The following is a 13,418-nucleotide window of genomic DNA, read 5'->3' as shown; positions in this document are numbered from 1 at the left end:
TATTCCTTAAAACGTAAACACTTTTTCTGCTTGGCTAAGTTTATTGATCAGCAAAGTGCGGTCAATTTTTTCAGCAGAAATAATGAGTTGTTCTGTTTGCAAATGGTATTGGTCGAGTGAAGTGGCACAGACAAAGCGCTGTTCAATATCGTATAAATCTAATAATTTAAAGGTACGAATAAAATCTTTTTGTAACAATAACTCAGGATTTTGCCCATCAAGTAAATTTAATACGCCATCATCGATAAAAAAAACACCGATGTCCTCTTCATCACAAAATGCTGTCGCAGCAAGCAAAGCATCTAAACCTTCACGAGAAATCGCGTTTCCATGCGGTGCGGTACGAAATAAGAATGCTAGCTTCATAATGTCACCACCCGATCTGCTTTTAATGCCATCGCCATAAACTCGCCTAAGCCTGTAATCTCAAAACCTTCTGCCAGATTAGTTTTATCAGTCTCTTTTGCCGTAAGCGCATCCACTACGCCACGACGTTGTGAAGCGGCTACACATAAATGCAAAGGAATACGATGCTGGGTTGAAAAGGCTTGCCAAGCTTGCGTGAGATTAAATTCATCATTGGCAGGATAAACCAAGCCATTGCCATTACTCACACCGTCTTGGAAAAAGAAAATTTGGCTAATGGCATGCCCTTTTTCGAGTAAAGCTTGGGCAAATTGATAGGCAAGAAAAGCCCCTTGTTTTCCATAAACGGGACTTTTCACGGCGAGAACATAGTTCATTACTCTTGCTCTTGTTTGATTTGACGAATATACAAATACACGGTGTGGCGAGAAATCGCGAGGCGATCAGCCACTAAATTGATCGCATCTTTAATATCAAAAATGCCTTTTTCGTAAAGTGAAATCACAATCTGACGGTTCTTATTATTATTCGAAACCGAGCGATCTGCATTCACTTCTTCAATGGTTTTTTCTACCGTTTGTGCCACCAATTCTTCCACTGAACTTGCAAAATTGACGGAAGAGGTTTCATTTTGTTCCTGCGTTGGCATAAAGGCCTGCATAAATTGAGAAACCGGCACATCTAAATTAATATTGATACAAAGTAAACCAATAATGCGTTGTTTGCCATTTCGAATAGCGATGGTCACAGACTTCATCAACACATTACCTTTCGCGCGCGTGAAATAAGGCTTAGACACACTCTCACTTTGCATATTACGCAAGGATTTCAGGGCTAAATCCGTAATCGGTGAACCCACTTGGCGATTGGTATTATGCCCGTTGGCAATACAAATCGCAGAATGCTCAATATCTTCCAAAGAATGTAAGACAATTTCACAATGCTCGCCAATCAATGCGCTCACGCCATCAACTACTGCTTTATAGGAAATCAGAATAGCACGATCTTCATCGGTGAAAGGTTGTCTATCGGTTAGTATCATTTTTCAAATCTGGTAGGGAAAATGACCGCACTTTGGACAAAGTGCGGTTGAATTAAGGACTATTTTTTAGGATTAACGTCTAATACTTCAACGTCGAAGTAAAGCGTTGCATCAGGTGGAATTGAATCGCCTGCACCTTGTTTGCCATAAGCTAATTCAGGTGGAATCACTAATTCGATTTTACCGCCTTTCTTCACTAACTGAAGACCTTCAGTCCAACCTTTAATCACTTGGTTTAATTTAAACTCAACCGGTTGACCACGTTCAACAGAGCTATCAAATACTTTACCATCTGGTAATTTACCGGTGTAATGTACTTTCACAGTATCTGTTGCTTTAATCGCATCACCTTTACCCGCTTCAGTGATTTTGTAAAGTAAGCCATCTTTAGTGCTTTTTACGCCATCTTTTTTCGCAAATTCAGCGCGGTATTTATCACCTTCTTCTTTTGCAGCTTTCGCTTGTTGTTCTACTTTTGCTTTCGCTGCAGACACTAATTGCTCTTGAATACCATCTAAGGTTTGTTGAATTTTTTCGTCTTTACGAACATCAACTTTACCTTCTAATGCATCTTTTAAGCCATCTAAAATACGCGCATTGTCGTATTGAATTACTTCTTTTTGAGCATCCACTAAATCTTTTACTTGGTTACCCATTAATGCACCCACAGCATAAGACGCATCACTTGCGCTTGGCGCTGCTTTATCTTCTGCAAAAACAGAACCTGAAACGACCGCACTTACCATAAGTGCAGCAAGAGAAAGCTTTTGAATTTTCAACATTTTGCTTGATCCTTTATAATAGAAACGGAATAGCGAATAGGTTAAATCGGATTGACCAAATTCACAACATTTTTTTAAAAATTAGAGAAATTTTATGCAAAATCAACAAATTTTAGAAGATCGCATCGCTGAACTTGAAATGAAAATTGCGTTTCAAGAACAACTTTTAGACGAACTCAACCAAGCATTAGTTCAACAACAGTTTGATATGGATAAAATTCAACTTCAACTCCGCTATCTCGCCGGCAAATTAAAAGATATGCAACCTTCTAATATTGCCAGCCAAGCAGAAGAAACACCGCCTCCGCATTATTAAAATGTAATAAAACTATATTTTTAGCTAAATGCGTGATCTTCATCACAAATTCATGAAAAATATTTTTATTTTATTGAAAAAATAACTAAGTGTTTTTATGGTTACCTCTATAGTTGTAAGCCAAATAGAGGATGTAAAAATGGCAAAGTTAGAAATAAAAAATATTACAAAAAAATTTGGTGACTTTTACGCAGCAAATAATATTACTTTTACCGCTGAAGAAGGCGAGTTTGTCACCTTATTAGGACCAAGCGGCTGTGGTAAAACTTCCTTATTAAAATTAATCGCTGGATTTCATGTGGCTGATGAAGGTGAAATCCTTATCGGAGGAAAAAATGTTAACAATGTTCCTCCAGAAAAACGCAATACAGCCATGTGTTTCCAATCCTATGCCCTTTTCCCTCACCTCAACGTTTCTCACAATATTTGCTATGGTTTAAAGCAACGTAAAATTGATATTGAAGAACAAAAACAGCGTTTAAATCTCGCATTGAAACAAATGGATTTAGAATTTCATAAATTGAAATTACCCAATGAGCTTTCTGGAGGTCAACAGCAACGTGTCGCATTAGCCAGAGCCATGGTCACTCGTCCAGATGTGATTTTATTTGATGAACCGCTTTCTAATTTAGATGCTAAATTACGCGAAAGTGTACGTTTTGAAATTAAGCAACTCTCAAAACAATATAATTTGACGAGTATTTATGTAACTCATGATCAGGCAGAAGCCCTAACTATGTCAGATAAAATCATAGTGTTAAATAAGGGCTCTATTGAGCAAATTGGCTCTCCCCAAGATATTTATCATCATCCTAAAAACCGTTTTGTGGCAGATTTTATTGGCATTGCCAATATCACGGAAGCTAATGTGAAAAACATCGGTGATAACCTTTATTCTGTTAGTTCTATTTTTGGTGATTTCACCGTATTTTCTGAGAAAAAACCGGAATCAGAACAAATTTATATTTGCTTTCGACCAGAAGACATTGAATTGTTACCAAACGCACAAACGGAAGCGGAAAACCAAATTACAGTAGATATCATCAATACCGCTTTTATGGGCAATATCACGGAAGTGCAAGGCATCATTAAACGTAATGATGAAGAGAAAAAATTACGTCTACAACTAACAAAATGCCCGAATTTGAGCGATAAACTCACCTTTACGGTTCCCCGCCATGCGATTAAATTCTTGGAGTCCGTAAAATGAAAAGTCTCAAAAATGATGTAAAAGCATGGTTATTACTATGCAGTGGTTTAGGGACGATCCTATTTTTAATGGGGTCCACGTTCTACATTGTGGTCTCTCAAAGCCTTGGTTTATACAGTATGGGCGGGGAAGAAAGCCGATTTAGTTTGGAGTATTGGCAAGCCGTATTAAATAGTCCTGTATTCCAAAATTCGTATATTTATTCCGTAAAAGTGTCTTTATTAGGGGCGATTTTATCCATCGTTGTGGCTTATCCCATTGCCATGTGGTTACGTAAAAAATTACCAGCCAAGGTAACAATTATAACCATCTTGCGGGCACCTATGTTGGTACCAGGATTAGTTGCAGCCTTCTTGTTCGTCAATATGATTTCTTACCACGGTATTCTTAATGAGGTATTTGTTTATTTAGGTATTTGGGACGAACCGAAAACCCTACAAAATGATGAATTTGGTTGGGGGGTAGTGATTTTACAAATGTGGAAAAACATTCCTTTTGCTTTAATTCTTATTGGTGGAGCGGTCAATTCACTGAAAACTGATTTATTAGATGCGGCAGCTAATTTAGGTTCGAGTCCTTGGCAACGTTTTCGTTATGTTATCTTCCCACTAACCTTAGGTGCGGTACAAGTTTCCTTTATTTTAATATTTATCGGCGCACTCGGTGATTTCGCCTTTTATAGTATTGCTGGTCCTCGTAGTACCTATTCTTTAGCACGTTTAATGCAAATGTCTGCCTATGAATTTGAAGAGTGGAATCAAAGTGCGGTCATGGCATTAACGATTATGCTGACCTCAGCCTTCTTCACCATCCTCGTGTCATTATTGATTAAACCATTAGCCATCAAACGTGGAGAAGTCAAATGAGTAGTTCCGTACAAATCACAACGAAAAATGGTCGATTAATCGCACGTATTTCCTTAACTTTCTTTATTCTTGCTAATTTTATTTGGTTGTTCTTACCCTTTTTAATGGCAAGTTTATGGTCATTGGTAGATCCCGCTAAACCGTGGAGTTATCCAGATATTTTCCCTCAATCATTATCTTTTGAGCGTTGGAAAATTGTATGGGAAACCACCTCTTTACCTGAAGCAATGTTTAATAGCTATACCATTGCGCCTACGGTTTCACTGATCACTATTTTACTCTCTCTCCCAACAGCTTATGCATTTGGACGTATGGAGTTTAGAGGTAAAAAATTAGCAGAATTATTAACACTGATTCCATTGGTTATTCCAGGCATGATTATTGCCCTATTCTTTAGCCGTATGTTATTGGATTTAAATATTAATAATCCATTCATCGGCATTGTTATTGGGCATGTTGTACTCACGTTACCTTATGCTATTCGGATTTTATCTGCGGGCTTTTCTTCTGTTCCGCAAGATCTTATTGATGCCAGCCGTGACTTAGGTGCATCTAAATTTACCGTTTTCAAAGACGTGTATATGCCGATGTTAAAACCAAGTTTTTTAGCGTCAATTATTTTCTGTTTAGTAAAAAGTATTGAAGAGTTTGCTATCGCTTTCGTTATCGGCTCACCAGACTTTATTACCGTGCCAACCATTTTATATTCTTTCCTCGGTTATTCTTTTATTCGTCCTAATGCGGCCGTTGTATCGATTATTTTGTTGGTACCAAACATTATTTTGATGATGATTATCGAAAAATTGTTGAAAGGGAATTATCTCTCTCAATCCACAGGAAAAGCATAATTTTCACAAGGAGCATCTTATGCAAAAAAATATCCGTAAACTTCTATCCATTGGTCTTACCGCTGCAGCCTTAGCCGTTAGTACTTTCGCCTCGGCTTCTACTGACTTAAGTGGTAAATCTTGGAGTGAAATCGAAGAACTTGCCAAAAAAGAAGGAAAATTGACAGTTAGCGTTTGGTATTTGCAGCCGCAATTCCGTAATTTTGTCAAAGAATTTGAAAATCAATACGGTATTAAAGTCAAAGTACCTGAAGGCACCTTGGACGGTAATATCAATAAACTGATCGCTGAAAAAAATCTAGAAACCGGCAAAATGGACGTGGTTGTGTTAAATGCTGACCGTTTAGGCAACGTAGCGAAAAATGACATTCTTGTAAAACTCAATAACTTACCAAATTTCGATAAATTAAATCACCACTTACAAGGTGTTGAATTAGGCGATGTAGCTGTAGGTTACTGGGGTAATCAAACTGGTCTAGCTTATGATCCTATGCGAATTAAAGAAGAGGAATTGCCACAATCTTGGGCTGATATGGAAAGCTATATTGATAAAAATCCCAAAAAATTCGGCTATTCTGACCCAAATGGTGGTAGCTCGGGTAATGCCTTCATTCAACGAGCTTTAGTGTACATCAATGGTGATTATGATTATCGTACCGATAAAATCGATGAAGCACAAATTGCTAATTGGAAGAAAACCTGGGATTGGTTCAGCAGTAAAAAAGATGCGCTAATCCGTACCGCTTCGAATGCTGATAGTTTAACCCGTTTAAACGACGGTGAGTTAGTAATTGTCTCCGCATGGCAAGACCACTTGTTCAGTTTGCAAAAACAAGGTGCGATTACTGACCGCTTAAAATTCTATGTACCAAAATTTGGGATGCCTGGTGGTGGTAATGTTGTAACCGTAGCAAAAAATGCACCGAACCCAGCCGCATCACTTGTTTTCGTACATTGGATTACCTCACCTGAAGTACAACAGAAATTAAACCAAGAATTCGGTGTTCGTCCACTCAATAGTGAATCTGGCTTGAAAGATACTATTTTCTTCTCAACACCATGGCGTAAAGCCGAAATGGAAGCCTTCACAAAAGAGGTTATTTCGAGATAAACAATAAACCGCACTTTAACGTGCGGTTTACTTTTATAGGCTAATAAAGTGCGGTCAATTTTAACCACATTTACAACCAAACAAAATAAGTCATGCTGCCGATGATGGCAATACAGAATAGGTTTAGAATCAAACCGACTTTCGCCATATCAAGTTGTTTCACATTTCCGGTTGCAAACACGATAGCATTTGGCGGTGTAGCGATTGGCAACATAAATGCACAACTTGCCCCACAAGCAATAATCGCTGCTAAAGCGATAGGCGGTAAATTCATAGATTGTGCCACTGAAATCACAATTGGCATAATCAATGCAGCACTGGCGGTATTCGATGTGAATTCTGTTAAGAAAATAATAAATGCAGTTATCACAAAGCAAAGTACCCAAAGTGGTTTGGTTTGTACAAACTGAACGATGCTATCCGCCATAATCTTACTGGCACCCGAATCTTTCATCACAATGCTGAGTGTCAAACCACCACCAAATAAAACGAGCACGCCCCATTCAACACGCTCTTGAATTTCTTTCCAAGTCGCCACGCCTGAAATACAAATAAAGATCACAACGCATAGCGCAATTACCGTATCAAAGTTTTCGATTTTTTTCGGTAATTCAAGGAAAGCACTAATCCATGGGTTTAAGAGAGAGCTGAAAAGCAACATAATTGCCATGCCGATAAAGATCAGCAAAGTAATGATATTTTTTCGGTTAAAACTGACTTTCTCAAGTGATGGATTAAAATCCACAGAAAAGTCTGGACGTAAAATCACCCATAAAGAAAAAATCATTGAAGGCACAAGCAATACCATCACCGGGAAACCGTAGCCTAGCCATTCCGTGAAGGTCACTTGAATTTGAGATGCCAAAATCGCATTCGGAGCACTTCCCACCAAGGTACCAATGCCACCAATACTGGCACTAAATGCCATGCCTAATAATACGAAGGCGTACAACCGATGATTTTTCTCTGCATTGATACCTTTTAACATCCCCATGGTGAGCGGTAACATCATGGCTGCCACAGCGGTGTTGTTAATCCACATAGAAAGGAATGTCGTTACGGTAAACAGATAGGTGATAGAAAGTTTTAAGTTTCCCTTGGCTAAACGAATAATGTAATTCGCAATAATCTTGTCTAGATTCTGAATTTGTAACACCGCAGCCACCACAAATCCCCCAAAGAACATATAAATAATTGGCGTAGAGAATGGCGCAAGGGCTTTTTGTGTATTAATCAAGCCTAATCCTATGGCCAAAACAGGTACCATCAGGGATGTTACGGTAATATTAAAGGCTTCCGTTAACCATAATATACCAATGAAAATCAGCAAGGCTAGCCCGCGATTCTCTTGAGCAGAAAATGGCAGTATTTTGATTAACACCAACATGAAGACAAAGTCTAAGGCAAGAATAATGAGACTTTTATATTTAGAGAGAAAGGTTTGTTGAGTTTGCATATACAATCTCCTATAAAACGATAGGGGAGATTATTAATTAGCATTTAACCGAAAAAATTGAAACATATTTTTAACAAATTTGTGACACGCTTCAAACTATTTTTGTATAAACAACAAACCGCACCTAAAAGTGCGGTCTGTTTTGCTTTCGTTTTTTATTGTTGCATACGAGCTTGAATTCGTTCTGGCAATCTTAATCCAACGAGAGCAACAAGGACAATTGTCCAGAATAAGGTGACATACACAAGGGCTGAACCAAGTCCCACTCTTTCGCTAAGGGCCGCGGCAATCACTGGAGACACCCCACCACCGATCGCTGCGAAGTTATAGATGAAACCAATACCTGTGCTTCGCATTTCAGCTGGGAAGAACGTCGCCATATATTTTGGCACTAAACCGGCAATCCCTAAGTTAGTTGCAAGTAAGAAGAAGAGCAACGCACCAAGCGCTAATACATTATTTTCTGGCAAATAGAATACTGGGAAGAGGAAGAAAAGTGATAACAATAAGCTATATACAAAGGTTTTCTTCTCACCCAATTTGTCCCCGATAAAGCCTGCAATTAAGGTACCGATGAGGATACCAAAGCCTGCCCAGAACATCAGTGATTTAACATTCTCAGCATAGCCGTTTTCTTTGAGGTAAAGTGGAAGCAAGCCTACTACCGGCCAGTTTACGGAAAAAATTGAATAACAAACTAAGAAAATAATTAAGGTAATTGGTAATTGTTTTTTAGTGAATAGGTCAGTAAGTGGAACTTTATTCACTTTACCCGCCGCTTTTGCTTGCGCCCATTCTTCACTTTCAGGTGCATGGCGACGAACGTAGAGCACTAAAGCGACTGGTGCTAAACCAATGAAGAAAGCCATACGCCAACCATAAGCTTGTGCAACCCAAGGAATCACTTGAGAAGCAAGAATATTACCGATAGAAAAGCCACTCACTAAGAATGCACTGGCTTTTGTACGTAAATGTTGTGGCCAACTTTCAATGGCATAGGAGGAAGAACACGCATATTCACCCGCCATCCCCATGCCGATAATCATACGGAAGATGAAAAGCCAAATATAACTGGTGGATAAACCGCACAAGAATGTGCCAACGGAATACGTGATAATGGAAACAATCATCGCCAAACGACGACCATATTTATCGGCAAAACTACCAAAAATCGCCCCACCTAATGGACGTGCGACGAACGCTGCAAGTAATAATGTAGATGTTTCCGTTGTGCTCATGGCGAATTCTTTTTGAATATCCAAAAGCACATAAGTGATAAGCATATAATCGAAGCCATCAAAAACATAACCTAACCAAGCCGCAAATAACGCTTTTTTTTGCGTAGGACTGACTTCTTTATACCATGGTAATGATGTTGCCATAACAACCTCCTTCCTTGTATTTGAGAATTTTGTGGTATAGATCACAGAATTTAAAATCACTGCTAATTTCTGCTTGCATAAATAAAGATAAGACGTATGATGTCCTATGTCAATTAGAGAGAATGAGAGCTGGATCACAAATTCAGAAAATAGATTAGAAAATGAGAACAGAAATGAAAAAAACAAGTAAAAAAGAAGCAAGTCTCGTTTTGCAGGATAAAATCAAATCGCTCATCATCAAACAAAATCTTAAATCCGGCGATTTAATGCCAACAGAAAATGAGCTGATTGAACAGCTCGGAGTGAGCCGTTCCAGTTTGCGTGAGGCCATTAAATCTTTAGAGGCGCTATACATTTTAGACATTCGCCATGGCGTCGGCACCTTTGTGAGTGAATCATCTCTTGTACCCATGATTCGTGGATTAAGCTTTCACACCCAACTGAATTTGCATAATGATCATAATCAGCTGATTAATATTTTGGATATTCGGGAAATTTTGGAATACGGTTTTGCTCCGATGGTGTTGGGAAAAATTAGCCAAGAACAGACCGCACTTTTGCAAAAATCAGTGGCAAACATGGAAAAAAATGCTCGTGAGCAAAAATTTTCGCCTAAAGATGAATACCACATTCATTTAAAACTTTATGAACCATTAAATAACCCGTTACTGATTCAATATTTAGATGCGTTTTGGCAAATTTATCAACAAGTGGAAAAAGGCTTACCGCCACCAACACTTTCGCCTGAAAAATCAGCCATGCAGCATCGCGAATTAATTGATGCGGTAGAAGCGCATGATTTGGTACGCATGCAACGCGCGATTTTGCAATATTTCCAAAGTATTCGCCAACGCTTACAACAAGGAGGGCATGATGCAAACTAATGGATTAAACATTGCCTTAATCGGCTGCGGCTTTTTTGGCGTTCAGTTGGCTTCAGCATTTGATAAAGCTCAAGCAAACTTAATTGCAGTGACAGATATCAATCCTTCTCTTGCACAAAAACTCGCCGACCAATATGGCAGCCAAGCCTTTTTTAGTGTGGAAGAAATGTTGGCTGAAACCAAACCTGATTTAGTTGTTATCGCCACACCAAACTATGCTCATTATTCCCCAGCGATCTTAGCGTTAAATGCTGGCTGTCATGTCTTTATTGAAACACCTTTTACCTTAAGTTCTTCCCAAGGCCAACATTTACGCCGTCTTGCCGAAGAAAAAGGCAAATTCATTTTTGTGGGCCATTTGGAACGTACGTTACCAGGCATGTTGAAAGTCAAAGCGGCTTTAGAACAAGGAAAATTAGGCAGAATTACGGTCGCACGAGCTATGCGCCAACGTTGGATTGAAAACCTACCAAACAAAGAATGGTGGAAATTAGATGCCAATCTTACGGGCGGTGAGCTTTTCCACCTCATTCATGAGCTGGATTTACTCTGTTGGTTACTAGGCGATATTGAGGCGGTCTTTGCTCAAGCGGCTAATCAAGCTCATCACGATACGCCAGATAGTCGCGATGTTTTGCAGATGTTATTACGTTTTGAAAATGGCGTGTTAGGTTCGCTCGAAATGGGCACCGCTTATCGGTTACACCAATGGGGCATTCAAATTCATGGTGAAAATGGTGTGATTGAAGTCAATTTCTTTACCTCAAGTGTCACATTTAATTATCTAGATGGAAAAATAGAACACGTTGATTTATTTGATGAATTTGAGGCTGATTTATCTTTACGCGAAAGTGCAAAAGGCACACAGCAATATAATGTCACCCACGCACCTTGCCAACTTTGGTTAAGCCGAGCCGCTGAAATCGAAGTACAAAGTGTGGTGGAGCACTTAACGCAAGGAAAAACCAGTCCATTAAGTCTATGTTTAACTGAAGCCATCGAAGTTGCAGAAGCAGCGAAGCAATCCATGGTAACGGAAAAACAAATCTCAGTGAAAAAATAAGGAGTTTATTATGATGCGATATGGTGTTGTTGGCGTTGGCTATTTTGGTGCAGATTTAGCCCGTTTCATGAATGAATTTGATGATGCACAAATTACCGTAGTATATGACCCTGAAAATGGTGAAACCATTGCTCAAGAATTACATTGCGTAGCGGCAAAATCCTTAGATGAATTAGTTATGTCACCTGATGTGGATTGTGTTATTGTCGCCACCCCGAACTACTTACACAAAGAACCAGTCATCCTTGCAGCAAAAAACAAAAAACACGTTTTCTGTGAAAAACCAATCGCCTTAAGTTATCAAGATTGTGATGACATGGTGCGTGCTTGCGAAGAAAATGGCGTCACCTTTATGGCTGGCCATGTGATGAACTTCTTTAACGGTGTTCACCATGCCAAAGAATTAATCAATCAAGGTGTGATTGGTAAAGTGCTTTATTGTCATACTGCACGTAATGGCTGGGAAGAACAACAACCAACCATTTCATGGAAAAAAATCCGTGAAAAATCTGGCGGTCACTTATACCACCATATTCACGAATTAGACTGCGTACAATTCATTATGGGTGGTATGCCAAAAACCGTCACCATGGCAGCCGCGAATGTTGCACACAAAGGCGAAAAATTTGGTGATGAAGATGATATGATTTTTGTCACCATGGAATACGATGATAATCGCTTCGCTGTTCTAGAATGGGGTTCCGCTTTCCGTTGGGGGGAACATTATGTATTAATTCAAGGTGAAAAAGGCGCGATCAAACTGGATATGTACAATACCAAAGGCACCCTTCGTGTAGATGGAAAAGACACCTATTTCCTCATTCACGAAACCCAAGAAGAAGATGATGACCGTACCCGTATTTACAACAGCACAGAAATGGACGGTGCGATTCAATACGGTAAACCAGGCAAACGCACACCACTCTGGTTGAGTTCTATCATGAAAAAAGAAATGCGTTATTTAAACGACATTCTGCATGGCATGGAACCAACTGAGGAATTTGTAAAATTACTCACTGGTGAAGCTGCCCGTGCTGCTATCGCCACTGCTGATGCGTGTACCCGTTCTCGTTACGAAAACCGCAAAGTTGATTTAGCAGAAATCATCGGCAAATAAAATAACGTAAAAATTAACCGCACTTTGGTTGAAAAATCAAAGTGCAGTTGTTTTTTACATATTTTTGAAGAAACTTACGGCGATAACCGCTCTCTTTCCCATTTTCCATCATTGAATAAATAACAAATTCTGTCATGTAAGCGGCTTGGGCGCCCTTGCCAGAATTCGATGCGATCAGGAATCACAAGATAACCGCCCCAATGTGGTGGACGAGGCACATTCAATGGGTGTTTTGCTGCAATCAATGCGGCTTTCGCTAATAAAGATTTGTGGCTAGAAATGACCGCACTTTGCTCGCTGGCCCAAGCACCGATTCGGCTAGTATAAGGGCGAGTTGCAAAGTATTCATCTGATTGTTCAGGCGAGATTTTTTCGGCTTTGCCCTCAATACGCACAGAGCGTTCTAATTCAGGCCAAAAGAATGTCAGGGCAACGAAAGGATTATGTTCTATGGCACGACCTTTTCGGCTGTGATAATTCGTGAAAAAGACAAAGCCTTGTTCGTTCACTTCTTTTAACAGTACCATTCGACTTGTTGGTCGACCGTCTTCATTGACTGTCGCAACATTAACACCTGTCGGCTCATTGACTTTAGCCGTAATCGCTTCGTTGAGCCATTTTTCAAATTGTTTTATTGGATTGGGATCGCAATCATGCTGAGAAAGCGCCTGTTTGCAATAATCCTCACGAATATCATGTAAGTCCATTTTCTTTCTCCTTTTGCTTGAAAACAAAAAGCCCTTGCAACTGCAAGGGCTAGTATAGTCCGTTAATTATTTACCATCAACACTCACGCCATAAAACGCATCATAGCCAAATGGGCTTTGTACGTAGCCTTTTACGCGAGGGCTAAGTGGTGCGAAACCAACAGAGTGTGCAACTGGAATCCATGGCGCTTGCTCATGGAAAATCACTTGTGCTTTTTTATAAAGTGCCGCACGCTCATCTTTATTGGTTAAGCCAATCGCTTTATCT

15 protein-coding genes and 1 pseudogene are annotated in these 13,418 nt (G+C 39.4%); 8 read left to right on the top strand and 8 right to left on the bottom strand.

Annotation, left to right across the window (positions count from 1 at the left end; translation table 11 throughout):
• Positions 1-6: 6 nt before the first annotated feature.
• The 4 genes from tusC to fkpA are packed head-to-tail and all read right to left on the bottom strand — an operon-like array spanning position 7 to position 2,190.
• Positions 7-366 (bottom strand): sulfurtransferase complex subunit TusC, encoded by a 360-nt coding sequence (gene tusC, locus HMPREF2732_RS03150; RefSeq protein ID WP_070591065.1) that lies wholly within the window; start codon positions 364-366, stop codon positions 7-9.
• Positions 363-743: a sulfurtransferase complex subunit TusD gene (tusD, locus tag HMPREF2732_RS03145; RefSeq protein WP_070591061.1), complete on the bottom strand. Its 381-nt coding sequence runs from the start codon at positions 741-743 to the stop codon at positions 363-365. The genes tusC and tusD overlap by 4 nt, the downstream gene beginning before the upstream one ends.
• Positions 743-1,408 (bottom strand): helix-turn-helix transcriptional regulator, encoded by a 666-nt coding sequence (locus HMPREF2732_RS03140; protein WP_081000843.1) that lies wholly within the window; start codon positions 1,406-1,408, stop codon positions 743-745. Before HMPREF2732_RS03140 ends, tusD begins: the two co-directional genes overlap by 1 nt.
• A 59-nt stretch (positions 1,409-1,467) precedes the next feature.
• Entirely contained in the window at positions 1,468-2,190 is a 723-nt protein-coding gene (gene fkpA / locus HMPREF2732_RS03135; protein WP_070591058.1) for an FKBP-type peptidyl-prolyl cis-trans isomerase, read from the bottom strand.
• Positions 2,191-2,284: 94 nt separating this feature from the next.
• On the opposite strand from fkpA, the gene HMPREF2732_RS03130 reads away from it, so the two are divergent.
• The 5 genes from HMPREF2732_RS03130 to HMPREF2732_RS03110 all read left to right on the top strand — a co-directional run bounded on the left by HMPREF2732_RS03130 (position 2,285) and on the right by HMPREF2732_RS03110 (position 6,541).
• Complete coding sequence (locus HMPREF2732_RS03130; protein WP_005699194.1) at positions 2,285-2,506, top strand: SlyX family protein; 222 nt, start codon at positions 2,285-2,287, stop codon at positions 2,504-2,506.
• 139 nt (positions 2,507-2,645) lie between these two features.
• Positions 2,646-3,716 (top strand): ABC transporter ATP-binding protein, encoded by a 1,071-nt coding sequence (locus HMPREF2732_RS03125; RefSeq protein ID WP_070591055.1) that lies wholly within the window; start codon positions 2,646-2,648, stop codon positions 3,714-3,716.
• Entirely contained in the window at positions 3,713-4,582 is an 870-nt protein-coding gene (locus HMPREF2732_RS03120; protein ID WP_070591050.1) for an ABC transporter permease, read from the top strand. Before HMPREF2732_RS03125 ends, HMPREF2732_RS03120 begins: the two co-directional genes overlap by 4 nt.
• A complete protein-coding gene (locus tag HMPREF2732_RS03115; protein ID WP_070591047.1) occupies positions 4,579-5,430 on the top strand; it encodes an ABC transporter permease in 852 nt (283 codons plus the stop codon). The genes HMPREF2732_RS03120 and HMPREF2732_RS03115 overlap by 4 nt, the downstream gene beginning before the upstream one ends.
• Before the next feature lie 19 nt (positions 5,431-5,449).
• Complete coding sequence (locus HMPREF2732_RS03110; RefSeq protein ID WP_070591044.1) at positions 5,450-6,541, top strand: extracellular solute-binding protein; 1,092 nt, start codon at positions 5,450-5,452, stop codon at positions 6,539-6,541.
• Between the two features lie 70 nt (positions 6,542-6,611).
• Here the strand turns inward: HMPREF2732_RS03110 and HMPREF2732_RS03105 are convergent, their stop codons facing one another.
• Both HMPREF2732_RS03105 and HMPREF2732_RS03100 read right to left on the bottom strand, forming a co-directional pair.
• Positions 6,612-7,997 carry an SLC13 family permease gene (locus HMPREF2732_RS03105; protein ID WP_070591041.1) on the bottom strand — a complete coding sequence of 462 codons (1,386 nt, stop codon included), beginning with the start codon at positions 7,995-7,997 and terminating at the stop codon, positions 6,612-6,614.
• Between the two features lie 155 nt (positions 7,998-8,152).
• Positions 8,153-9,379 (bottom strand): MFS transporter, encoded by a 1,227-nt coding sequence (locus tag HMPREF2732_RS03100; protein ID WP_049366664.1) that lies wholly within the window; start codon positions 9,377-9,379, stop codon positions 8,153-8,155.
• Between the two features lie 173 nt (positions 9,380-9,552).
• Here HMPREF2732_RS03100 and HMPREF2732_RS03095 point away from each other — a divergent pair, with 173 nt between their 5' ends.
• The 3 genes from HMPREF2732_RS03095 to HMPREF2732_RS03085 are packed head-to-tail and all read left to right on the top strand — an operon-like array spanning position 9,553 to position 12,443.
• On the top strand, positions 9,553-10,263 hold the full coding sequence (locus HMPREF2732_RS03095; protein WP_049366665.1) for a FadR/GntR family transcriptional regulator: 711 nt from the start codon (positions 9,553-9,555) through the stop codon (positions 10,261-10,263).
• Positions 10,253-11,326: a Gfo/Idh/MocA family protein gene (locus tag HMPREF2732_RS03090; protein ID WP_049366666.1), complete on the top strand. Its 1,074-nt coding sequence runs from the start codon at positions 10,253-10,255 to the stop codon at positions 11,324-11,326. The genes HMPREF2732_RS03095 and HMPREF2732_RS03090 overlap by 11 nt, the downstream gene beginning before the upstream one ends.
• 10 nt (positions 11,327-11,336) lie before the next feature.
• Positions 11,337-12,443, top strand: a complete 1,107-nt coding sequence (locus tag HMPREF2732_RS03085) for a Gfo/Idh/MocA family protein (protein WP_070591038.1) — start codon at positions 11,337-11,339, stop codon at positions 12,441-12,443.
• Positions 12,444-12,517: 74 nt separating this feature from the next.
• On the opposite strand, the gene pdxH is transcribed toward HMPREF2732_RS03085, so the two are convergent.
• Both pdxH and HMPREF2732_RS09760 read right to left on the bottom strand, forming a co-directional pair.
• A complete protein-coding gene (gene pdxH, locus HMPREF2732_RS03080) occupies positions 12,518-13,150 on the bottom strand; it encodes a pyridoxamine 5'-phosphate oxidase (RefSeq protein WP_054420125.1) in 633 nt (210 codons plus the stop codon).
• Between the two features lie 66 nt (positions 13,151-13,216).
• A pseudogene (locus HMPREF2732_RS09760) lies at positions 13,217-13,418 on the bottom strand (ABC transporter substrate-binding protein); the annotation flags it as partial.

The sequence above is a fragment of the Haemophilus sp. HMSC061E01 genome (assembly GCF_001810345.1).
Taxonomy (GTDB): domain Bacteria; phylum Pseudomonadota; class Gammaproteobacteria; order Enterobacterales; family Pasteurellaceae; genus Haemophilus_D.
This window is presented reverse-complemented; position numbering and strand designations above follow the sequence as displayed.